The sequence below is a fragment of the Roseomonas sp. F4 genome (genome assembly GCF_053891155.1).
Genome location: NZ_JBSSHK010000001.1, coordinates 224,391 through 245,579, shown reverse-complemented (window position 1 = coordinate 245,579; position 21,189 = coordinate 224,391). Strand labels below are relative to the sequence as shown.

19 protein-coding genes are annotated in these 21,189 nt (G+C 69.2%); 10 read left to right on the top strand and 9 right to left on the bottom strand.

All coding sequences use genetic code 11. The annotated features are described in order from the left end of the window. Positions 1-10: 10 nt before the first annotated feature. Positions 11-1,393: an amidohydrolase family protein gene (locus ACVFYP_RS01170; RefSeq protein WP_499198285.1), complete on the bottom strand. Its 1,383-nt coding sequence runs from the start codon at positions 1,391-1,393 to the stop codon at positions 11-13. A 94-nt stretch (positions 1,394-1,487) separates the two neighbouring features. Between ACVFYP_RS01170 and ACVFYP_RS01165 the strand changes: the two genes are divergently transcribed. Beyond that, on the top strand, positions 1,488-3,068 hold the full coding sequence (locus ACVFYP_RS01165; RefSeq protein WP_499198284.1) for an ABC transporter substrate-binding protein: 1,581 nt from the start codon (positions 1,488-1,490) through the stop codon (positions 3,066-3,068). Between the two features lie 38 nt (positions 3,069-3,106). Here the strand turns inward: ACVFYP_RS01165 and ACVFYP_RS01160 are convergent, their stop codons facing one another. The 6 genes from ACVFYP_RS01160 to ACVFYP_RS01135 form a co-directional block, all read right to left on the bottom strand. Next, complete coding sequence (locus ACVFYP_RS01160; RefSeq protein WP_499198283.1) at positions 3,107-3,862, bottom strand: ABC transporter permease; 756 nt, start codon at positions 3,860-3,862, stop codon at positions 3,107-3,109. After that, entirely contained in the window at positions 3,862-4,821 is a 960-nt protein-coding gene (locus tag ACVFYP_RS01155) for an ABC transporter substrate-binding protein (RefSeq protein ID WP_499198282.1), read from the bottom strand. The genes ACVFYP_RS01160 and ACVFYP_RS01155 overlap by 1 nt, the downstream gene beginning before the upstream one ends. A gap of 13 nt (positions 4,822-4,834) precedes the next feature. Continuing rightward, positions 4,835-5,602, bottom strand: a complete 768-nt coding sequence (locus ACVFYP_RS01150) for an ABC transporter permease (RefSeq protein ID WP_499198281.1) — start codon at positions 5,600-5,602, stop codon at positions 4,835-4,837. Beyond that, on the bottom strand, positions 5,592-6,362 hold the full coding sequence (locus ACVFYP_RS01145) for an ABC transporter ATP-binding protein (protein ID WP_499198280.1): 771 nt from the start codon (positions 6,360-6,362) through the stop codon (positions 5,592-5,594). Before ACVFYP_RS01145 ends, ACVFYP_RS01150 begins: the two co-directional genes overlap by 11 nt. A gap of 65 nt (positions 6,363-6,427) precedes the next feature. Beyond that, positions 6,428-7,843: a glutamine synthetase family protein gene (locus ACVFYP_RS01140; RefSeq protein WP_499198279.1), complete on the bottom strand. Its 1,416-nt coding sequence runs from the start codon at positions 7,841-7,843 to the stop codon at positions 6,428-6,430. After that, complete coding sequence (locus ACVFYP_RS01135) at positions 7,840-9,150, bottom strand: Rieske 2Fe-2S domain-containing protein (RefSeq protein WP_499198278.1); 1,311 nt, start codon at positions 9,148-9,150, stop codon at positions 7,840-7,842. Before ACVFYP_RS01135 ends, ACVFYP_RS01140 begins: the two co-directional genes overlap by 4 nt. 119 nt (positions 9,151-9,269) lie before the next feature. Here ACVFYP_RS01135 and ACVFYP_RS01130 point away from each other — a divergent pair, with 119 nt between their 5' ends. From ACVFYP_RS01130 to ACVFYP_RS01110, 5 genes are all read left to right on the top strand, one after another. Further along, entirely contained in the window at positions 9,270-10,070 is an 801-nt protein-coding gene (locus ACVFYP_RS01130) for an IclR family transcriptional regulator domain-containing protein (protein ID WP_499198277.1), read from the top strand. A gap of 111 nt (positions 10,071-10,181) precedes the next feature. After that, complete coding sequence (locus ACVFYP_RS01125; protein ID WP_499198276.1) at positions 10,182-11,423, top strand: NAD(P)/FAD-dependent oxidoreductase; 1,242 nt, start codon at positions 10,182-10,184, stop codon at positions 11,421-11,423. Beyond that, on the top strand, positions 11,423-13,249 hold the full coding sequence (locus ACVFYP_RS01120; RefSeq protein WP_499198275.1) for a hydantoinase/oxoprolinase family protein: 1,827 nt from the start codon (positions 11,423-11,425) through the stop codon (positions 13,247-13,249). The genes ACVFYP_RS01125 and ACVFYP_RS01120 overlap by 1 nt, the downstream gene beginning before the upstream one ends. Continuing rightward, complete coding sequence (locus ACVFYP_RS01115; RefSeq protein WP_499198274.1) at positions 13,246-14,844, top strand: hydantoinase B/oxoprolinase family protein; 1,599 nt, start codon at positions 13,246-13,248, stop codon at positions 14,842-14,844. Before ACVFYP_RS01120 ends, ACVFYP_RS01115 begins: the two co-directional genes overlap by 4 nt. Further along, a complete protein-coding gene (locus ACVFYP_RS01110) occupies positions 14,841-15,809 on the top strand; it encodes a tripartite tricarboxylate transporter substrate binding protein (protein WP_499198273.1) in 969 nt (322 codons plus the stop codon). The genes ACVFYP_RS01115 and ACVFYP_RS01110 overlap by 4 nt, the downstream gene beginning before the upstream one ends. A gap of 12 nt (positions 15,810-15,821) precedes the next feature. On the opposite strand, the gene ACVFYP_RS01105 is transcribed toward ACVFYP_RS01110, so the two are convergent. Together ACVFYP_RS01105 and ACVFYP_RS01100 are read right to left on the bottom strand one after the other, a co-directional pair. Continuing rightward, on the bottom strand, positions 15,822-16,133 hold the full coding sequence (locus ACVFYP_RS01105; RefSeq protein WP_499198272.1) for a putative quinol monooxygenase: 312 nt from the start codon (positions 16,131-16,133) through the stop codon (positions 15,822-15,824). Between the two features lie 53 nt (positions 16,134-16,186). After that, positions 16,187-16,861: a GntR family transcriptional regulator gene (locus ACVFYP_RS01100; RefSeq protein WP_499198271.1), complete on the bottom strand. Its 675-nt coding sequence runs from the start codon at positions 16,859-16,861 to the stop codon at positions 16,187-16,189. 106 nt (positions 16,862-16,967) lie between these two features. Here ACVFYP_RS01100 and ACVFYP_RS01095 point away from each other — a divergent pair, with 106 nt between their 5' ends. The 4 genes from ACVFYP_RS01095 to ACVFYP_RS01080 are packed head-to-tail and all read left to right on the top strand — an operon-like array spanning position 16,968 to position 21,188. After that, positions 16,968-17,966, top strand: a complete 999-nt coding sequence (locus ACVFYP_RS01095) for an amidohydrolase family protein (RefSeq protein WP_499198270.1) — start codon at positions 16,968-16,970, stop codon at positions 17,964-17,966. Next, complete coding sequence (locus tag ACVFYP_RS01090; protein ID WP_499198269.1) at positions 17,963-18,859, top strand: VOC family protein; 897 nt, start codon at positions 17,963-17,965, stop codon at positions 18,857-18,859. Before ACVFYP_RS01095 ends, ACVFYP_RS01090 begins: the two co-directional genes overlap by 4 nt. After that, positions 18,856-20,352, top strand: coding sequence for a bifunctional 3-(3-hydroxy-phenyl)propionate/3-hydroxycinnamic acid hydroxylase (locus tag ACVFYP_RS01085; protein ID WP_499198268.1), 1,497 nt, complete (start codon positions 18,856-18,858; stop codon positions 20,350-20,352). Before ACVFYP_RS01090 ends, ACVFYP_RS01085 begins: the two co-directional genes overlap by 4 nt. Continuing rightward, on the top strand, positions 20,349-21,188 hold the full coding sequence (locus tag ACVFYP_RS01080; protein WP_499198267.1) for a fumarylacetoacetate hydrolase family protein: 840 nt from the start codon (positions 20,349-20,351) through the stop codon (positions 21,186-21,188). Before ACVFYP_RS01085 ends, ACVFYP_RS01080 begins: the two co-directional genes overlap by 4 nt. Position 21,189 lies beyond the last annotated feature (1 nt).

Sequence of the window (21,189 nt, the reverse complement as noted above, 5' to 3'; positions counted from 1 at the left end):
CGACGTCGCCTCACACATCCAGCCAGTTGAGCTTACGCGGCGGCGGCAGGTCCGGATTATTCGCCAGCATCCGCGCCCAGACCGCCTTGGTCACCGCCTGCGCTTCCTCGAGAAGCGCCTGTTCGTCCGTCACCAGCACCTTGCCATCCCGCAGCACGAATTCGCCATCCACCATCACGGATTCCACCGTGCCGGGATGACCGTAATGCACGATATTGCCGATGAGGTTCGTCACCGGACGCAGCGCCGGCGTGTTCAGGTTGAGGAAGGTGAGGTCTGCCTTCTTGCCGATCTCCAGGCTGCCGATATCGTCCTGCCGCCCGATGCTGCGCGCGCCATTGCGATTGCAGCTATCGAAGATGTCCTCCGGCTGCGGATCCGTGCCCTGCTGGTTCTCCGCGCCACGATGCACGATCAGGCCGATCTTCATGGCGTGGAACATGTCCTCCGTCATGTTGTCGGTGCCGAAGCAGATGTTGATGCCGGCACGGCGGATGGATTTCGCCAGCACCGGATGTGGGCCGCGGCGCGAACCATTGGCCGGGCAATGCACCATCTGCATGCCGCGTTCGCCCAGCAGCGCGATGTCACGCTCCGTCAGATAGGTCCAGTGCGCGCCGACCACATCAGGCTCTGCCCAACCGTGCCGCGCCAGATACTCCGCAGGGGTACAGTCGTACTTCTCGCGGATCACGCGAATCTCCTCCACCGACTGCGCGAGGTGGATGGTGCGCGGCATGTTGTGCTGCCGTGCGAGGTCCGTCAGCTTCTCCAGATATTCCGGCGTGCAATTGTCCGTCGCATGCGCCGCGATCTGGATCTGCAGGCGACCGTCATGGGTGTTGTGAAAGCGTTCGATGCCGGCCCGCGTGCGTTCGAGAAAACCTTCGCCAAAGGCGGGGTCCTGCGACCAGTCACCGTGGCGGATCTTCAGCGTGTTCACATCGGCGCAGTTCTCGCTGAGCACCAGACGTACGCGCAGCGATGCCATGGCGTCGGCATAATCGGGCACATGGCGGAAGGGATCGACGAAGGTGGTGGTGCCGGAACGGATGCCCTCCACAATGCCGAGCATGCCCATCACCGCCCGCTCATGCGGCGTCATCGTGTACGAAACCGGCGACATGTAGCCGTAGACGGCGTTGCCTGACCAATCCTCCACCGTGGCACGCAGCACGGTCAGGATCGTATGCGTATGGGCATTGACGAAGCCTGGCAGCACCGCCTTGCCGCGTCCCGCCATACGGGGAAGGTCCGGATGCGCCGCTTCCAGCTTCGCGGTCGGTCCGATATCGGCAATCCTGTCACCGCGAATCGCGATCGCCGCCCGATCAAAAACCGAGCGCTCTGCATCCTGGGTGACGATGACTGCATCCGTGACGAGCAAATCCATCGGCGACGTTTCTCCCAGATCCATGTCAAGGCGGTTGCGGTCGCATTGTACGGACAATACGATGTGCGCCACGAGCATGTCCGGGGAGACACCCATGCGCAAGACCCTGTTGGCCGCAACCGTCCTGGCACTGAGCGCCACGGGCATGGTGTCCGGTGCCGTGATGGCGCAGACCCTGACCATCGGTGTCGGCGGTGCCTTCACCTCGATGGACCCGCATTACCACACGCTGACCCCGAACAACGCCTTGAACAAGCACATCTTCGACCGGCTGGTCGGCACGGATGAGGATTTCCGCCTGCGCCCCGGCCTGGCGGAGTCCTGGACCTCGATCAGCCCGACCGTCTGGGAGTTCAAGCTGCGCCAGGGCGTCACCTTCCATGACGGCTCGCCCTTCACGGCGGAGGACATCGTCTCCACCTTCGCGCGCGTGCCGAATGTGCGGAACAGCCCCGGCAGCTTCACCATCTACACCCGCCAGGTGGAACGGCTGGAGGTGGTGGATGCGCATACGATCCGCATGCACACGCCCGCGCCCAACCCGCTGCTGCCCAATCTGATGAGCGGGATTTCCATCATCAGCCGGCAGTTCGGCACGGATATCGACACCGGCGACTTCAACAACGGCCGCGCCGCCCTGGGCACCGGCCCCTACCGCCTGGTCAGCTACACCCCGGGCAGCGAGGCGGTGATGGAGCGCAACCCCAACTGGTGGGGTCCGGCGCAGCCCTGGGCACGGGTGAATTACCGCATCATCGCCAATGACGCCTCCCGCATCGCAGCGTTGCGCGCCGGTGACGTGCAGGCGATCGATGCCGTATCCACCCGCGATGTGGACATGCTGAAGAACGACCAGAATATCCGCATCGCCAGCCGCGCCGCGCTGCGCAACATCTATCTCTATCTCGACCACCAGCGGGATGACACGCCGGGCGTGTCCGGCCCTAATGGCGAAAGGCTGGAACGCAGCCCGCTGCGCGACAACCGCGTGCGGCAGGCGCTGTCGCTGGCGATCAACCGGGATGCCATCGTCAGCCGCGTCATGGGCGGCTACGCCTCTCCCTCCGGCCAGTTCCTGGCGGAAGGCGTGATGGGCCATGATCCCTCGCTGAAGCCGGACCCCTTCAACGCCGCGCGCGCCCAGCAACTGCTGCGGGAAGCCGGCTACCCGAATGGCTTCCGCGTGATGCTGGCCGGGCCGAACAACCGCTACGTCAATGACGAGCAGATCATCCAGGCCGTGGCGCAGATGTGGGCGCGCATCGGTGTGCGGACCGATGTGCAGGCGATGCCGTCCAATGTCTATTTCAGCCGGTCCGCGCGCAATGAGTTCCCCATCGGTCTGTCCGGCTGGGGCACCGGCACCGGCGAGCCTGACAGCCCCATGGCGGCGCTGATCGCGACGCAGAACCGGGAGCGTGGCCGGGGCATCTCCAACCGCTCGCTCTATTCCAGCGAGGAGTTCGACCGCATCCTGGAACAGGCGCTGATCACCATCGACGTGGCCCAGCGTGAAGAGCTGTATCGCCAGGCCACCCGCGTGGCGATGCGCGACTACGCCATCATCCCGCTGCACCATCAGGTGAATATCTGGGCGTCCCGCCGCAACGTCGAGGTGCTCGCGCGCAACGACGAGGAAACCTACGCCATGTCGATGCGCCCGGCCGGCAACTGACGGGATGCACCGCGCCGCCACAAAAGGGCGGCGCGGCGTCAGCGCCCCATCGCGAACCACCAATGGATCGCGCGCTTCTCCAGGCTGACAAAAGCCCGATTCAGCGCGTAGCCCAGCGCCGCAAGCAGCAGCACCGTCGCATACATCTCCGGCGCGCGGCCGGCGAACTGCATGACGACCAGATAGTTGCCCACACCCTGCTCGCCCGCGATCATTTCCGCCACCACCGTCACCACCAGTGCGAGACCCAGCGCCACCCGCAGCCCGGCCAGGATGTAGGGCAGGCAGGCGGGCAGCACGATGAAGCCGGCACGGCGCCAGGGACCGATACCGAAGGTGCGCCCCATGGCGATGGCCTCCGCCTCCACCGCGCGCGCGCCCTGCATCGTATTGGTCAGCACCGGGAAGAAGACGGTCAGCGCAACCACGGTGATCTTCATCGGATCATCGAGGCCCAGGAACAGCACCAGCGGCGGGATTACCGCCGGCACCGGGATCGGCCGCAACGCCTCCACCACCAGGCCGAACAGCCGCGCTGTGACCGGCACCAGCGCGAAGGCCAGGCCGACCACCACGCCCGCCAGACCGCCGGCCAGCAGGCCCGAGAACATGCGCCAGAGCGAACCGCCAACGCGCAGCGGCAATTCGCCTGTGACGCTGTCGCGGATCAGCGCAGCCACCACCTCCGTCACCGGCGGCCAGTTCGGACTGTCCACCCAACCGAGCCGCGCGGACGCCTCCCACAGCGCGAACAGGCCGAGCACGAGCCAGGTGCCGGAGGTGAGGCGTCGCATCAGACCCGCGCGGTGCGATGGATCAGCCCGGCGCTGGCCGGATAGGTGCCGGTCAGGCCGTAGCGCTGCGTCGTCGCCACCAGTTCATCCAGCTCCGCCGGCGTGACGCCCTTCGGATAGGCAGGCAGAGCCGTGTTCTGCAAACGCGCGAGCGGCACACGGGAGAAGTTGGCGATCAGTTCCAACAGCGCGGGCTGGCCGGCACGTTCATTCACCCAGTCGACGCCCTTGTGCAGCGCGCGCCCGAAGCGGTCGAACAGATCGGCGTTCGCGGCCAGATCTTCCGCCATCGCGACATACTGCGCATTGGTGCCGCCGGGCGCCGTCTCGCTGATCGGCCAGCCGATGCGTTCCAGCCGGTCGCCATGGGTCTCCAGCGCCGCGGCGACGAAGGGCTCGGAGAAGATGGCGGCATCGACGCGGTTGCCGGCGAGCGCATCGGCCATCTGCGGGAAGGGCACTTCCACCGTGCTGACGCGGCGCCAATCGCCACCGGTCTTCTCCACCCAGGCCATGCCGCGCAGCCAGACGATGTTGTTGCGCGTGTTGGAGGCGAGGCGCTTGCCCTCCAGGTCCTTGCCCGTGGCGATGCCGCTGCCCTTGCGCACCAGCAGCGCCAGGATGTCCGGCGGCGTGTCCTTGCCCTTGCTGGCGCCGGAGACGAAGCGGAAGGGCAGGCCTTCGCGCACACCGAGCATGATGGAGACGACGTTGGAGAAGACCACGCGGAACTGCCCGGCAACGAGCCCCGGCAGGCCGGTGGCACCGCCCGCGGTGGTGGAGGTGTCGATCTCAATCCCCTCCGCCGCGAAGTATCCTTCGCGGATCGCCGCATGCAGCGGTGCCACGTCGAGCACGGGGATCACGCTGACACGCATCTTGGTCAGCGACTGTGCGCGCAAGGATGGCGCTGCGAGGGCGGCGGGAATGGCGAGCGTGGCGCGGCGAGTGATGTTCATGAAGACCTCCTTGTTATGCGCTGCGATTCTGCCAGTGCAGCGCCCGGCGTTCGAGCGCCGCGAAAATTCCGTTCAGCACCAGGCCAAGTACGGCGAGGATGACCAGCCAGGCGTACATCTGCCGGATCAGGAAGCTGCGCTGCATGTCGAGGATCAGGAAGCCGAGGCCACCCTCCCCGGCCAGCATCTCGGCCAGCACCGCCAGCACCAGCGCGAGACCGAGGCTGATGCGCATGCCGGCCAGCACGAAGGGCAGCGCGGCCGGCAGCACCAGATGCCACAGCGTATGCGTGGTGCCCCAGCCATGGGTGCGCGCCGCATCCAGCATCACCCGGTCCACGCCGCGCACGCCCTGCAGCGTGTTGAGCAGCACGGGGAAGATCACGACCAGCGCGACGGAAGTGACCTTCATGGTGAAGCCGATGCCCAGGAACAGCATCAGCGGTGGCACCAGCGCCGATTTCGGCACAGGCCGCACCAGTTCCACCAGCGGCTCAAACAGTCGGAAGGCGGCCGGCCACCAGCCCATGGCGGTGCCAAGCGTGACGCCGATCACGGAGCCGATCGCGAATCCAGCGAAGACCAGCTTCAGTGTCGCCAACAGTGGTTCGACGAACTCACCACTCGCCAACAATTCGAACAGCGTCGCGCCGATGACGGAGGGCGGCGGCATCAGCACGCGTCGGATCAACCCCGCCTGCACCGCCGCCTCCAGCCCCGCGATCAGCAGCGCCAACACGGCAAGCCCCGGCAGGATGGCGCGCAAGCGGTCAAGCCACATGGCGCGTCATCAGCCGATCCAGCAGCGCGTGGCGCAGTTCCAGGAAGCGCGGCAATTCGCGCGTCGCAACCGGGTCGCGCGGGCGGTCGATGCCGACCTCGATGACCTCCGCCACAGTGGTCGGGCGCGGCGTCAGCAGGGCGATGCGGTCGGCGAGCGTGATCGCCTCCTCCACATCATGCGTCACCAGCAGCACCGTCAGGCTTCGGCGTGCGCAGATCTCCAGCACCAGCGCGTGCAGATCCAGCCGGGTCAGCGCATCCACGGCGCTGAAGGGCTCGTCCATCAGCAGAAGCGCGGGTTCCGCGGCCAAGGCGCGGGCGATGGCGACGCGCTGCTGCATGCCGCCCGAAAGCTGCCAGGGGTAGTGATCGCCGAAGCCGGCCAGGCCGACCTGTTCCAGCGGCGCCTCGGCCGCCTCCCGCGCCCGCTTGCGGCCCAGGCGATGTTCGGTGGCGAAGGCGACGTTGTCGCGCACCTTGCGCCAGGGCAGCAGCGAACGGCTGTATTGCTGAAAGACGTAGACCGCCTCGGGCGGCGGCGCGCTGATCGGCCGGCCGGCGACGCGCACGATGCCCGATGTCACCGGCAGCAGCCCTGCCGCCATCTGCAACAGCGTTGATTTGCCGCAACCGGAAGGGCCGAGCACCGCCATGAACTCACCCGCCCGCACATCCAGCGAGACACGATCCATGATCCGCGCGGGCGGGCCGCCGCGCGTCGGGAATTCCTTGCTGACCGCATCCAGCTCGAGGAGCATCCGCTTCCTTTCCATTGAGCCGTGCGGCGTTTCCACAGGCAGGGTCGTTGCCCTGCCCGATCCCGTCAGAAGAGTTCGAAATACTCGCGATGTTCCCATTCCGAGACCTCGGCCTCGAAACGGGCGATTTCCGCGCGTTTCATGCGTGCGAAATAGTCGATGAAGCCGGCGCCGAAGGCATCCCGCGCTGCGGCGCTGTCCTCCAACGCCGTGATCGCCTCCGCGAGGCTGCGCGGCAGCAGCGGTGCCTCGGTGTCATAGGGCGTATCGGCCGGCGGTCCCGGATCGCGCCGGGCCGCGATGCCTTCCAGCCCATAGGCGAGCTGGGATGCGAGATAGAGATAGGGATTGGCCGCCGGCTCCCCCACCCGGTTCTCCAGCCGCGTCGCCGCATCGCCCGGCGCGCCGAGTGCGCGCACCATCACCCCACGATTGTCGATGCCCCAGATGGCACGATCCGGCGCCAGCGACATTGGCCGGTAGCGGCGAAAGCCGTTGATGGTGGGGGTGGAGAAGGCGGAGGCCGCGCGCGCATGGTGCAGCAGGCCCCCGAGGAAATGCCGCGCCGTTTCCGACAGCAGCGTGCCTTCGCCTATGAACGCGTTGCGGCCGTCCTTCACCAGCGACTGGTGCAGGTGCCAGCCGCTCGACATCACATTCGGGATGCGCGGGCGGCACATGAAGGTGGCGTGGTAGCCGTGCCGGCGCGCCACTTGCTTCACCGCGCTGCGGAACAGCACCATGGCGTCCGCGCTCGCCAGGCCGGATTGCGGTCCGAAGGTGAACTCCACCTGACTCGGCCCGTATTCCACCTCCATGGAGCGCAGCGGCAGGCCCAAGGCCTGAATCTCGCGGCGCAGGATTTCGAGGATCGGATCGAGCTGATCGTAGCGCAGCTCGGTCAGGTAGTTGTAGCCCTGTGTCAGCAGCGCGACATCCGGCGGCGTACCGGGCTGCCCCGCATCGCTGGGCGAAAGCTTCGGGTCCGTCAGGCGGAACAGATGAAACTCCACCTCCAGACCCGTGACGTAGTCGAATCCCAGCTCCGCCGCGCGCGAAACCTGTTGGCGCAACAGGTGGCGCGTGCCGAGCGGCACCGGGCGGCCATCGGCAAAATAGGCGTCGCAGAGGATCCAGCCGGTATGGGGTGCCCAGGGCAGGATGCGGAAGGTGGAGGGGTCCGGGATCAGCAGCGCATCAGCCGCGCCTTCCATCGCCTTTTCGCCCAGCGCGCCACCGGCGGACCACACCGGAAAAACCGTGCGATGCGACGAATCCTTCAGCAGGAGCGTGGTGGTCATGGCCACGCCATTGGCCAACGCGCCCTTCGCCTCGCTGGCCATGATGGTCTTGCCGCGCAGGATGCCGTGCTGGTCGGGGAAGGCGAGGCGCAGCACACCGAGGCCGGCGGCCTCGATCTGCCGCAGGATCTCGACACGGTCGGCTTCGGCGTGCAGCCCGTGCCGCTGAACAAAACTCATTCGGCGGCGAGCGCCGGAGGGGCCCAGGGGGCGGCGCCGCGGCGGCGTGCCACCGCCTCGCGCCAGCGGGTCTGCCATTCGGCGGCGGGCGACATGGTGTCGATGGTGGCCGGCCCGACGATACCCGATGTCGTCGCAGCGTCCTGCATCAGCGCCGGCAGCTTGCCTTCCTCCATCGCCGCCATGGCGCGCATCAGAAGGCGGCGATTGGCGGCGATCGCCTTGTCGGTGCTCGCCAGATTCTCCCGCGTACGGTCCTGGATGGCGCCTTGCGATTCAACGGCCCATTGGTCGTGGACATTGATGTCCTCGCCCATGCCCGTATAGGTTTCGCTCGCCTGCTCCTCCGGGTCGAAGCCGTAATCGTTATGGGCGCCGAGCTTAGGCAGGTAGTCCGGCAGGCTGTAGGATTCCAGGCGCTGCGCGCGCATCTGCGCGCGATCCACCGGCTTGGAAAAGCTGGTGAAGATCGCGACCCAGTAGGTGTGCGTGTCGTCCACCGGCATGTGCCACTGGGTGATGGTCATCTCCGCGCTCATCGGAATCACGAAGGCCTGCGGAAAAACCAGGTTGGTCACGCGGACATGGGTGGTCGCGTCGTTGATGCTGCGCAGCGCCGTCACACGCAGACCATAGTCGGTGTTCTCCACCTCGATCCGCGGCCGCGCATATTCGCGCAGCACATAGGTCATCGGCAGGTCGGAGCCATCGGAGGTGGCGCGGAACTGCTTGCCATAGGCCTCGGCCGCGTCGCCATCCTCGAAGAAGCGATGCAGGAAACTGGCATGGGCGGGATCGATGCCGACCTCCAGCGCCTGCAGCCAGTTGCAGGAAATCAGGCCCTTGAAGGCGAAGGTGTGGCTGTCCGGTGCCGTGAAGCAGTCGAAGGCCGGAAAGGGCGGCGCCTCACCCTCACCCAGGAAGGCGAAGACGATGCCGCTGCGCAGCTCCACCGGATAGGATCGCTGGCGGATGCGGGTGCAGAGCGTGCTGCCCTCCGGCTCCGCCGGCGTATCGAGGCACTTGCCCTGGGTGTCGAACAGCCAGCCATGGAAGGGGCAGCGCAGCCCGCCATCCTCCAGCCGGCCGAAGGCGAGATCGGCGTTGCGGTGCGGGCAATCGCGATCCAGCAGGCCGAGCCTGCCCTGCTCATCGCGGAACAGCACGAAATCCTGGCCCAGCGCGCGCACCGCGCGCACCGGACGCTTCGGGTCCAGCTCATCCGCCAGGGCGATGGGTTGCCAGTAGCGCCGCAGCACGCGGCCACCCGGCGTGTCCGGCCCAACGCGCGTGAGGCGTTCGTTCAACTCGGCGGAGATCATCGGCGGCGGCTCCGGCAGCAGTGTTCACTGACCGAACACCTGTGCGATAGAGTGCCAAAGCCGCGCGCCGACGACAAGCGGGAGATTGAGGGAATGGGAATCCAATGCCGCGTCTGAACGCCGGGGATGCGGAACGCCGCGAGGCCGCCGGCCATGGTCCGGATTTTCTGGAGGCCCTGGCGCGTGGCCTGGCCGTGCTCCAGGCCTTTGGGCCGGAGCGTCGGCAGATGACACTGGCCGAGGCGGCGCGCGTCGTGGACCTGCCCCGCGCCACGGTGCGCCGCGCACTGCACACGCTGGTCACGCTCGGTCATGTGGAAAGCGATGGGCGGTTGTTCCGACTGACGCCGCGGGTGCTGCGGCTCGCTTCCGGCTATCTCGGCGCCAATGGATTGTCGGCCATTCTGCAACCGCGCTGCGAAAGGCTGAGCGCCGAGGTCGGCGCGCCCTGTTCCGCCGCGGTGCTGGATGGCGGCGACATCGTCTTCATCGCCTATGGCCAGCCGGCGCGGCTGCTCAATCTCACCACCATGGTCGGGCTCCGCCTGCCCGCCTTCTGCACCGCGCTGGGCCGCGTGCTGTTGGCCGGATTGCCGCAGGAGGAGATGGACGCGCTGTTGTCCCAGCATCCCCCCTTCGCCGTCACACCGCAGACGGAACTCGCCCCCTCCCGCATCCGCAAGCGCATCGCCAAGGCGCGCAGCGACGGCTTTGCATTGGTGGACCAGGAAGCCGAGCAGGGCTTTCGGTCGCTCGCCGTGCCCTTGCGCCGGCATGATGGGCGCGTGGTCGCCGCGCTGAACATCGGCATGCACAGCGAACGTGGCACGGCAACGGCGCTGCGAGACGGCTTCCTGCCATTGCTGCGCGCGCAGGCCGCGGACCTGGCACCGCAATTGTTATGACTTTGGTGTCGCATGGAACGCGCGCTGGGTCGTTGCGCGCCGCGCCAAACGCGGGTTAGCATTCGCACAGCGGTTCGGTCTTCGAACACCGCCAGGCCTCAGGGACCCAGCATGCGCATCGCGGTGATCGGCAATGGCATCGTCGGCACCGCCACCGCGGCCTGGCTGCAACGCGACGGGCATCAGGTCACCTTCGTCGATCCGCTTGGCCCGGCGGAGGCCACCTCCTTCGGCAATGCCGGCTCGCTCTCCCCTTCCGCCTGTCTGCCCGTCGGCATGCCGGGCATGTGGAAGAAGGTGCCGGGCTGGCTGCTCGATCCACTCGGGCCGCTCGCCGTGCGCTGGTGGTACGCGCCCGTCGTCGCGCCCTGGCTCACGCGTTTCCTCAAGCATTCGTCGCGGGAGGAGGTGGTACGCATCGCCACCGCGCTACGCGGCCTTCTGGCGCCGATCTTCGATTGCTACGAGCCGCTGCTGCAACGCGCCAATGCCAACGGTCTGATGCGCCGCAGCGGCTGTCTCTATGTCTACTCAGGCCCCGAGGCCGCGCGGCAATGGGCCTGGGGGATGAATCTGCGGCGCTCCCTCGGTGTCGAGATGCGCGATGTGGCGGAGGACGAGCTGGTCGCGCTGGAGCCCGACCTGAAGGGCCGCTTCCGCTTCGGCATTCTGGCCCCCGAGAATGGCAGCACGCTTGATCCCGCCGCGATGACGCGCGCGCTGTTCGAACAATGCGAACGCGACGGCGCGCGCGTGCATCGCGCCCGCGTCGCAGGCTTCCGCGTCAAGGGCGGCTCCGTCCATGCGCTGGAGTTGGAAGGCGGCGAGACGCTGGAGACGGAGGGCGTGGTACTGGCCGGCGGTGCCTGGTCCGCGAAACTCGCGAACCAGCTCGGCCCGCGCATTCCGCTGGAGACGCAGCGCGGCTATCACGTGACGGTCGGCAGCAACAACCTGGTGCTGCGCCACACCGTGATGGCGGTGGAACACAATCTGATGGTGAACCCCATGCGGATGGGTCTTCGCCTCGCCGGTTCCGTCGAATTTGCCGGGCTCAATGCCGCGCCCGATTTTCGGCGCGCCGCCATGCTGCTGGCCCGCGGGCGCGAAATGTTTCCGCATCTGGATACCAGCCAGACCAGCGAATGGATGGGCCATCGCCCCTGCCTGCCGGACAGCCTGCCGGTGATCGGCCGGGCGCCGCGCGTGGACAATGCCTGGTTCGCCTTCGGCCATGGCCATATCGGCATGTGCGGCGCCGCCAGCACGGGGCGCGAGATCGCGCATCTGGTCGCCGGCCGCGATCCGGAGATCGATCTTTCGCCCTTCGCGCCGACGCGCTGGTCGCACTGATGCCGGGCTGGACCGTCGCCATCGATCTCGGCGGCGATTTTTCTGACCTTTTTGCGAGCGCGCCGGACGGCCCGCCGCGGATGCTGAAACATCCCGCTTCCACGGCGCCCTTGGCCGAAGCCATCGGCGCATTGCTGACGGAAGCTGGTATCACGCAGGTCGCGCAGCTTCGCATCGCGACCACGCTCGCAACAAACGCCCTGGTCAGCGGCCGGGCCGGGCCGGTGGCGTTGGTGGCGACGCGCGGCTTTGTCGATGTGTCGGATCTCGGACGGCAATCGAAGCGCGACCCGATGGACGAAAGGCCACCGCCGCCCACGCCACCAAACCTGTCGCCCGCGGCGCTGCGCATCGAAGTTGGCGGCCGCATCGATGCGACGGGCGCGGAGGTCGAGCCGCTCGACGATCTGGAAGCGCTTCGCGCCCAGATCGCCACTCTGCCGGCACACACGCCCGTCGCCATCAGCCTGCTCTTCGCGCCACTGAATCCAGACCATGAGCTGGTCGTGGCAGAAACTGTCACCGCGATGCGCCCCGAACTGCCGCTGTCGCTTTCGCACCGCGTCGATCCGGGCCTGCGCGAGTTTGAACGCACACTCGCCACGCTGGCCGATGCTGCGTTGAAGCCGTTGCTGGCCGGGCGCTTCGACGGGGTCTTGCCCGCCCCGTGGTTGCTGCGCGCGGAGGGCGGGCTGGCGCCGCTGGCGGAGGCGCTGGTGCAACCCCTCGGCCTGGCGCTGTCCGGCCCAGCCGCAGGGGCACGCGCCGTTGCCTTCTGGGCGCAGGGCGAGGACGCCCTCGGCCTGGATATGGGCGGCACCACCACGGAGGTCAGCCTGGTCCGCGCCGGCGCGCCGCTCACGGCGCGGGAAATCGGCCTCGGCACGCTGCGGCTGCGCTGCCCGGCGCTGGATGTGGAATGCCTCACCCTTGGCGGCGGCACCACGGTCACGCTCGACGGCGGCAGGCTGCGCTTCGGCGCCCACGCGCGCCCGGCCTGCCGTGGCGGCACGGCGGCGACGCTGACCGATGCGGCGCTGGTGGCGGGCTGGCTGCCGGGCACGCTGCCGGGGTTGCAGCTGGATGCAGGGGCCGCCCGCGCCGCACTCACCGCCACGCTGGGCTCGGCGGAGGTCGCGCCTGTGCTGGAACTGGCGGAGGCGAAGGTGGCGGATGCGCTGCGCCGCATCGCGCTGCGCCGAGGCCTTGACCCGACCCGCGCCCTGCTGGTGGCCGGCGGTGGCGCCGGGCCGCTGCATGCCGCCGCCATCGCCGCCCGCATCGGCGCCCGGCGCGTGCTGGTGCCGCCCGCCCCCGGACTGCTCTCCGCCTTCGGCCTGGCCCTGGCCCCGGCGGCGGCGAGCCTGGAGGCGCCCTGCGACCTGTCCCTGGCCGATATCGCAACGCTGGAGCCGCAGGCGACCGCCCAGGCGGCGGCGCTGACCGCCCGGCTCGCAGCCTGGGGCTGCCCCGCCACGCCGCGCCACAGCCTCGCCATGGCCTATGCCGGGCAGTCGGAGCCGCTGACCCTGGCCTGGACCCCGGGCGAGCCGCCGGAGGCCCTGGCGGCGCGTTTCGACGCCGCCCATGCCCTGCTACGCGGCCATGCGCCCGGCGGCGCGCAGCGCATTTTGGGTCTGCGCTGCGTCGCGGAGGCCGCGCTCGGCCTGCCACCCGCGCCGCCCGCACCACCGCCCACCCGATCGCGCCAGCTGCCGGATGGCACGGTGCTGCGCGATGGGCCGGATGCCACGCTCCGCATCCCGCCGGGCTGGCGCGCCAGCCCGCGCGACGATGGCGCCCTGCTGCTGGAGGCCGCGCCATGAGCCTCGCCGAGGCCGCCGCCCGCGAAATCCTGCATCTGGCGCTCGAAAGCGTCGCCGACCGCATGCAGGACAGCCTGCTGGCCAGCGCCCTGTCCCCCGTGGCGCGGGAGGGCATGGATTGCGCCGCCGCCCTTTTCCTGGCGGATGGCCGCGTGCTGGCCCAGGGCAATTCGCTGCCGCTGCTGCTCGGCGGCATGATTCCCGCCATCGCCGCTTTGTGCCGCGCCTTCCCGCCTAACACGCTGGCGGAAGGCGACGGCCTGCTGCTGAACGATCCCTGGTCCGGCGGCACGCATCTGCCGGATCTGATCCTGGCGCGGCCCGTCTTCGCACAGGGCCAGGTGGTGGCCTTCGCCGCCACCATCCTGCACCACCAGGATGTCGGCGGCATCGCCCCCGGCTCCGTCCCGCCGGATGCCCAGAACATCTTCCAGGAAGGGCTGCGCCTGCCGCCGGTGAAGTGGCGGCATGCGGGGGTGGAGGATGCCGGCATCGCCACCATCCTCGCCGCCAATACCCGCACGCCGGACATGCTGGCGGGCGACCTGGCCGCGCAATGGGCTGCCGTGTCGCTGGCGGCGCGGGAGGTGGCGCAGCTCGCCACCGCCATGGGCGCCGAGGCTTTTGCATCCGGCTGCGAGGCGCTTCTGGCGGGCTCCCGCGCCCTGCTGGCGGCCGCGCTGGACGCCCTGCCAGAAGGCGAGGCCAGTGCCGAGGATGCGCTGGAAGGCGATGGCCTCAGCGCCGGCGCCGTGCCCATCCGCGTCACCCTGAAGCGCCTGCCGGGGCCCCGACTGTCGGTCGATTTCACCGGATCGGCGCCACAGACGGCAGGGCCGGTGAATGCCGCGCCCTCCGGCCTTCTGGCCGCCTGCTTTTGCCTTTTGCGCCGCATCGCGCCGGGGGCGGCGGCGAATCATGGGTTGCTGAACTTGCTGGACCTGCATCTGCCGGAGGGCAGCGTGGTCAATCCGCGCTTCCCGGCCGCGGTGAATGCCCGCACGGCGACGGTGAAGCTGGCCTGCAACGCGCTCTTCGCCGCCCATGCCCGGCTTTCCCCGGTCCCCGCCGCCGCGCCCAATGCGGGGGTGGCGGTGGTGCTCTCCATCGGCGGCACCGATGGCCACGGCCGACGCTGGATCTTTACCGAAATCGTCGCCGGCGGGTCCGGCGGGCGGCCGGATGGGCCAGGGCTGCCGGGCCTCTCGGCGGATGTCTCCAACGCCCGCAACCTGCCTGCCGAGATGCTGGAATCCGTGGCGCCGATCCGCGTCGAGGCGATCGAGCGCCGGCGTGGCTCCGGCGGTGCGGGGCAGCATCCGGGCGGCGACGGGGTGCGGCGTGTCTATCGCCTGCTCTCGGGCACCGCCGAAATCTCCTATCGCGGCGAACGGCACCTGGCCGGCGCGCCAGGTGCGCAGGGCGGCGGTCCGGGCGCCCCGGCGGCGGCGCGGCTGATCCGGGCGGACGGCACACCCCATCCCCTGCCCTCCAAGGCGCGCATCGCCTGGGCGGCGGGGGAACGCTTCATTCTCGAAACCGCGGGCGGGGGCGGCTGGGGCCCCGCGCAACAACAGGGAAGCTTCACAAAATGACCCTTACCCGTCGTGCCCTCGGCGCCGCTCTCGCCGCGAGCCTCACGGCGCCGGCCCTGGCGCAGTCCTGGCCGAGCCGCCCGCTGCGCATCGTCGTCCCCTTCCCGCCCGGCGGCAGCACCGATGTGCTGGCGCGTCGGCTGGCGGAGAAGCTGACCACGGCGCTCGGCCAGACCGTGGTGGTGGAAAACCGCCCGGGCGCCGGCGGCACGGTGGGCGCGGATATGGTGGCGAAATCCGCGCCGGACGGGCACACGCTGCTGATGGGCGTGACCGGCAGCAATGCCATCGCCGGCAGCCTGTTCCGCAACCTGCCCTATGACCCCGCGACCGCCTTCGCACCGCTGTCCCGCGTGGTTTCCGCGCCGCTGATCCTGGTGGTGAACAAGGACCATTCCGCGCAGGACCTGGCCGGCTATATCGCGGCGGCGAAGGCGGCGAATGGCGGGCTGACCTATGCGACGCCGGGCAATGGCACCTCCATGCATCTGACCGGGGTGATGTTCGGCCAGGCGGCGAAGGTGGAGCTGACGCATGTGCCCTATCGCGGCTCCGCCCAGGCGCTGACCGACCTGATCGCCGGCCAGGTGCAATCCGCCTTCGCCGATTTCCTGGTGGCCCTGCCGCAGGTGCGCGCCGGCGCCATCCGCCCCATCGCCGTCACCTCCCCGGCCCGCCACCCGCTGTTGCCCGAAGTGCCGACGATGCAGGAGGCCGGGCTGCCGGGCTTCGCCGCGACCTCCTGGCAGGGCCTGTTCGCCCCCGCCGGCACGCCGGCCCCGGTGCTGGCACGGCTGCATGCGGAGGTGGCGCGCGCCATGACCTCCCCCGAGATCCAGGACAGTTTTGCGGCCCAGGGCTTTACCGTCGAAGCCACCACCCCCGCCGATTTCGACGCTTTTGTGCGGGCCGAGGTGGCGAAATGGACCGTAGTGGTGCGGGAGGGGCGGGTCAGCCTGGATTGACGCCGGCCGGGATCACCCAGCCGGGCTCAGCACATGAATGACCCGGCTGGCCACCATGTCCCGCACCTTGGCGCCATAGGCCTTCATATGCGGCGCGGCGCCGTGGGCGGCGAGCGTCGCCGGGCTGGACCACTTCTCCACCACGACAAAGCTGTCCGGCCCGATCGCGGTCTGGATGGCGCCGATGCCCTCGGCGTCGATCGCGGGGCCGTATTCCAGGCAGCCTTCCTCGGCGAGCACGGCGGGGATATTGGCGCGCATTTCGGTCAGCACGGCCTCGCGCATCCCGGGCTTCGTGGTGATGAAGGCGAGCACATGGATCATCGCCGGTTTCCTTCCCTGGTTCGAGGCAGCCTCCGCCGTGGCGGGGCCGCGCGTCAACCGGGTGGGAAGATCGTGTCGTCCTCCAGGATAATTTCCGCCGTCTGCGTGTAATGCGCCGTCAGCAGCGCCACCGCACGGTCCGGATCGCGCTTCAGCACCGCATCCAGGATCGCCTGGTGCTCCGCCTCCACATCCCGGCGCGGAAAGGCCCGGCGCGCAGCCAGCTTGCGGTAGCGCTGGTGGCGGTCCGTCAACTGGTCGCAGAAGCCGATCAGCCAGGAGGATCCGCAGCCGCCGACCAGCAGGCGATGGAAATCGCGGTGCCGCGCTTCCCAGGCCGCATCCTCGGCCGCTGCCTCCCCATCCGGGCCGCGCGGCGTGCGGGCCAGGCGGTGGCCGGCGACAAGCAGGCGTTCCTCCCATTCCACCGTCGCGGCGGCCATGGATTCGCGCAGGCCGCGCTCCTCCAGCCAGCAGCGGGTCTTGGTCAGTTCCAGCAGCTCCGCCGCGCTGATGCCCGGCACGGTGAAGCCGCGCTGGTCGGAGCAATGCACCAGCCCATCCGCGCTCAGGCGGTTCAGCGCCTCCCGCAAGGGCGTCTGGCCGATCTGGTAGCTCTCCATCATCGCCTTGATCTGCAGCCGCCGCCCGGGCGCCAGGCGGCCGGCCAGGATGTCGGCGCGGATGCGCTCGAAGACGGAGGAGGCGTGGGTGGAGGGGCTGCTCATGCTGGCGACAGATATACACAGGGACGTGTCATCCGCAAAATATATACATTCCTCTTTACAGACGTCAGCTTATCCATCATCCATGGGCCAGACGCGAGGAAACACCATGGCCCAACCGGCCGGCCCCATCGATATCCACGCCCATGTGGTGCCCGGCGCCTTCCCGGCGCGCGACCTGCCCGGCTGGCCGAGCATGGCGCCGGTGGAGGGCGGCCAGCGGCATGTGATGATCGACAACAGACCCTATCGCACCGTCGCCGCGCGCTGCTGGGACGTGGCGCTGCGCCTCGCCGACCTCGATGCGAAGGGCCTGGCACGCCAGGCGATCTCGCCGATGCCGGAGCTGTTTTCCTATTGGATGCCGGTGGAGGCCGCCGTGCCGCTGCTGCGCCATGTGAACGACGCGACGGCGGAGATGGTGGCGGCCTCCAGCGGACGCCTCATTGGTCTCGCCGCCCTGCCGATGCAGGACCTGGACGCAGCGCTGACAGAGATGCGGCGGGCGAAGGAGGTGTTGGGTTTTGCCGGCGTTGAGATCGGCAGCAACGTCAGTGGCACGGTGATCGGCGACGCATCGCTGCGCCCCTTCTTCGCCGCCGCCGAGCAACTCGGCATGGCGGTGCTGGTGCATCCGGTGCGGCCCGCGGGCATGGACCGGCTGGTTGGCCCGAAAAACCTGCAGCAGGCGCTGGGCTATCCGAGCGAGATCGGCCTGGCCGCGGCTTCCGTCATCACCTCGAACCTGATGCTGCGCCATCCCGCGCTGCGGATGTGCTTCAGCCATGGCGGCGGCACGCTGGCGAGCCTGCTGCCACGGCTGGAACAGGCCTGGCACACCTTTCCCGCTCTGCGCGACAGCATCGAGGAAGCACCGAGCGCCCAGGCGCGACGCTTCTATGTCGATGCGCTGGTCTTCGACGCGCCGATGCTGCGGCATCTGCTGGGCGTGATGGGTGCGGAGCGGATCCTGCTCGGCACCGATGACCCCTTCGCCTTCCGCGAGAATGACCCCGTGGGCCGCATCGCCGAAGTGCTGGAATCCGGTGCGGCTCGTGAGGCGCTGCTGCGGGACAACGCCCTCGCCTTCCTGGGACTGCCGGCATGACACGCTTCCCCATCACCGCGCTGCGCAGCGTCGACCTGCTGGTGCCGGACCTAGCGCTGGCGGAGCGCTTCTATACCGCGACCTGGGGACTCACCGTGGTGGCGCGCGACGCCGCCTCGCTGTGGCTGCGCGCGACCGGCGCGGATCATCACGTGCTGGCGCTGCACGCGGCGTCAGAGGCCGCCATCCGCAGCGTGACCTTCCGGGCCGCGGATGGCGAGGCGCTGCACGCCGTGCTGGCCAGCGCCCAGTCGACGGGGGCCACGCTGCTATCGCCGCCAGCGGCCATCGCCGAACCTGGCGGCGGCTTCGGCGCCACGCTGCGCGACCCCTTTGGCGCGGTGTTCCGCATCCTCACCGGCGATGAGACGCGCGCGCCCGAAACGCCCTCGGTGGACCGGCCGGAGCGGCTGGCGCATGTCAACCTGAATTGCGCCGACGTCGATGCCACCGCGCGCTTCTTCGAATCCGGCCTCGGCTTCCAGCTCACCGACCGATCAAAGCTGATGGCCTTCGAACGCTGCAACAGCGACCACCACGCCGTGGTGCTGGCGGAGGCGCCGCATGACGGGCTGAACCACGTCGCCTTCCAGATGGCGGGGTGGGAGCCGGTGATGCGCGGCGCCGGCCGCGTCATCGATGGCGGCCATCCCATCGCCTGGGGTCCCGGACGGCACGGGCCGGGCGACAATGTCTTTGCCTACTTCATCGATCCCTTCGGCATCGTGGTGGAATACACGGCGGAGGTGCAGCAGGTGGATGACGACCACGTCTTGCGCGGCCCCACCGAATGGGTCTGGCCGCCTGGCCGCACGGACCAATGGGGCCTCGCGCCACCCAAGCCGGACGCCACCAAGCGCGCCCAGCTCGCCATCCGGTTCGCCGCGGCATGAGCGCGGCTTTCGATGTGGTGGTGGTCGGCTTCGGCCCCGCCGGCGCGGTGGCCGCCGGCTTGCTCGGCCAGGCCGGCTTCCGCACGCTGGCGATCGATCGCAGCACGGAAATCTATCCAAAGCCGCGCGCCATCGCGATCGACCACGAGATCCTGCGGCTCTTCGACAATATGGGCATCGCCGACCAGGTGCTGCCGCATACCGCGCCCTTCCCCGCCTCCGAGCATTTTGGCGTGGACGGCCAGCTGATCCGCCGCATCGACATGGTGCCGCCGCCCTATCCCATGGGTTTTACGCCGACCATGGTCTTCACCCAGCCGCCGGTGGAGGCGGTGCTGCGCGCCCATGCCGTGGCGCAGCCCGGGGTGACGGTCGAGCTCGGCACGGAGCTTGTGGGCATCACGCAGGATGCGGCGCGCGTGACGCTGACGCTGCGCAACGCATCGGGGCTGCAAGAGGTCACGGCCGCCAAGGTCATCGCCTGCGACGGCGCCTCCTCCTTCACCCGCCAGGCGCTCGGCATCGGCTTCGTCGATCTCGCCTTCGACGAGCCCTGGCTGGTGGTGGACATGCTGGTGGGCGAGGAAGCACTCGCCCGCCTGCCCGCCACCGCCGCCCAGCACTGCGACCCCGCGCGCCCCATCACCGCCATTATCGGCCCGGGCAATCACCGGCGCTGGGAGATCATGCTGCTGCCCGGCGAGGATCCGGCGCGGATGCAGACCGAACCCGAGGTCTGGCGCCTGCTCTCACGCTGGCTGAACCCCGGCGAGGCGACGCTGTGGCGCGCCGCCAGCTATCGCTTCCACGCACTGGTCGCCGAAAGCTGGTGCCAGGGCCGCGTCTTCCTCGCCGGTGACGCCGCGCACCAGCAGCCGCCCTTCATCGGCCAGGGCATGTGCCAGGGGCTGCGCGACGTTTCCAATCTCGTCTGGAAGCTGGCCGCCGTGCGCGACGGCGCGCCGGATGCGCTGCTCGACAGCTACGAAGTGGAGCGCGCCGAGCATGTCCGCACGCTGACCGCGCGCATCAAGGCGATCGGCCGGCAGATCTGCGAGCGTGATCCCGCCGCCGCCCGCGCCCGCGATGCGGCGCTGCTGGCGCAGGGCGGTGGCCGCGCGCCGGTGGTGACGCGGCAGGAAATCGTGCCGCCGCTCGCCAGCGGATTTCTGGCAACGCCCGCGCATCCCGCGCAAGGCACGCTCTTCCCGCAGCCGCGCCTGCGCCAAAGCGAGGACTGGGTGCTGATGGACCGAATCCTCGGCCATGGCTGGCGTCTGGTACTGGCCGCCGGCGCGCCGCGCGTCACCGCGCCCTTCGCCACGCTGCGCCTCGATGAGGTGGAGGAGCAGGACGGCCTGCTCGCCGCCTGGTTCGCACGCCACGCCGTCCAGGCCGCGATCATCCGGCCCGACCATTACGTCTACGGCGTCGCCGCGGATGCCGCGACGCTCGACCATCTGCTGCACTTACTCGAAGGGGAATACGCATGAAACTCGCAAGCTTTACGCATGCCGGCACGGCGACATGGGGCCTCGTCGGCGACGACTTCGTCACCGAGGCTGGCACGCTCCGCGCCCGCTTCCCCGACCTGAAATCGTTGATCGCCTCCGGCGCGGTGGCGGAGGCCGCGCAGGCCGATGGCGCGAAAATTCCCTTCGCGGAGATCACCTGGCTGCCGGTGATCCCGAACCCCGACAAGATCCTGTGCATCGGCCTGAACTACGAGACCCATCGCAAGGAAACGGGACGCTCCGAAGTCGAGAACCCCACCGTCTTCACCCGCTTCACCAACAGCCAGACCGGCCATCTCGCGCCGCTGCTGCGCCCGAAGGTCTCCACCGATTTCGATTTCGAGGGCGAACTCGCCGTCATCATCGGCACCTCCTGCCGCCACGTCGCGCGCGGCGACGCCTTCGCGCAGATTGCGGGCTATGCCTGCTACAACGACGGCAGCGTGCGCGACTGGCAGCGCCACACGCACCAGTTCACGCCAGGCAAGAATTTTCCGGAGACCGGCCCCTTCGGCCCCTGGATGGTGACGCCGGACGAGGTCGGCGCGCTGGACGATCTGCGGCTGCAGACGCGGGTGAATGGCCAGGTGGTGCAGGATGCGCTGCTCGGCCAGATGATCTTCGATATCCCGCGCCAGATCGAATACTGCTCCACCTTCACGCGGCTGGAGCCGGGCGACGTGATTGCCACCGGCACACCGGGCGGTGTCGGCGCCAAGCGCACGCCGCCGCTGTGGCTGAAGCCCGGCGATGTGGTGGAGGTGGAGATCAACCGCGTCGGCCTGCTGCGCAACCCGGTCGCCGACGAAAGCTGAG

Excerpts from the sequence above, each read along its gene's own strand:
- ACVFYP_RS01170 (WP_499198285.1), bottom strand. The coding sequence starts at position 1,393 with ATGGATTTGCTCGTCACGGATGCAGTCATCGTCACCCAGGATGCAGAG.
- ACVFYP_RS01165 (WP_499198284.1), top strand. The coding sequence starts at position 1,488 with ATGCGCAAGACCCTGTTGGCCGCAACCGTCCTGGCACTGAGCGCCACG.
- ACVFYP_RS01160 (WP_499198283.1), bottom strand. The coding sequence starts at position 3,862 with ATGCGACGCCTCACCTCCGGCACCTGGCTCGTGCTCGGCCTGTTCGCG.
- ACVFYP_RS01155 (WP_499198282.1), bottom strand. The coding sequence starts at position 4,821 with ATGAACATCACTCGCCGCGCCACGCTCGCCATTCCCGCCGCCCTCGCA.
- ACVFYP_RS01150 (WP_499198281.1), bottom strand. The coding sequence starts at position 5,602 with ATGTGGCTTGACCGCTTGCGCGCCATCCTGCCGGGGCTTGCCGTGTTG.
- ACVFYP_RS01145 (WP_499198280.1), bottom strand. The coding sequence starts at position 6,362 with ATGCTCCTCGAGCTGGATGCGGTCAGCAAGGAATTCCCGACGCGCGGC.
- ACVFYP_RS01140 (WP_499198279.1), bottom strand. The coding sequence starts at position 7,843 with ATGAGTTTTGTTCAGCGGCACGGGCTGCACGCCGAAGCCGACCGTGTC.
- ACVFYP_RS01130 (WP_499198277.1), top strand. The coding sequence starts at position 9,270 with ATGCCGCGTCTGAACGCCGGGGATGCGGAACGCCGCGAGGCCGCCGGC.
- ACVFYP_RS01125 (WP_499198276.1), top strand. The coding sequence starts at position 10,182 with ATGCGCATCGCGGTGATCGGCAATGGCATCGTCGGCACCGCCACCGCG.
- ACVFYP_RS01120 (WP_499198275.1), top strand. The coding sequence starts at position 11,423 with ATGCCGGGCTGGACCGTCGCCATCGATCTCGGCGGCGATTTTTCTGAC.
- ACVFYP_RS01115 (WP_499198274.1), top strand. The coding sequence starts at position 13,246 with ATGAGCCTCGCCGAGGCCGCCGCCCGCGAAATCCTGCATCTGGCGCTC.
- ACVFYP_RS01110 (WP_499198273.1), top strand. The coding sequence starts at position 14,841 with ATGACCCTTACCCGTCGTGCCCTCGGCGCCGCTCTCGCCGCGAGCCTC.
- ACVFYP_RS01105 (WP_499198272.1), bottom strand. The coding sequence starts at position 16,133 with ATGATCCATGTGCTCGCCTTCATCACCACGAAGCCCGGGATGCGCGAG.
- ACVFYP_RS01100 (WP_499198271.1), bottom strand. The coding sequence starts at position 16,861 with ATGAGCAGCCCCTCCACCCACGCCTCCTCCGTCTTCGAGCGCATCCGC.
- ACVFYP_RS01095 (WP_499198270.1), top strand. The coding sequence starts at position 16,968 with ATGGCCCAACCGGCCGGCCCCATCGATATCCACGCCCATGTGGTGCCC.
- ACVFYP_RS01090 (WP_499198269.1), top strand. The coding sequence starts at position 17,963 with ATGACACGCTTCCCCATCACCGCGCTGCGCAGCGTCGACCTGCTGGTG.
- ACVFYP_RS01085 (WP_499198268.1), top strand. The coding sequence starts at position 18,856 with ATGAGCGCGGCTTTCGATGTGGTGGTGGTCGGCTTCGGCCCCGCCGGC.
- ACVFYP_RS01080 (WP_499198267.1), top strand. The coding sequence starts at position 20,349 with ATGAAACTCGCAAGCTTTACGCATGCCGGCACGGCGACATGGGGCCTC.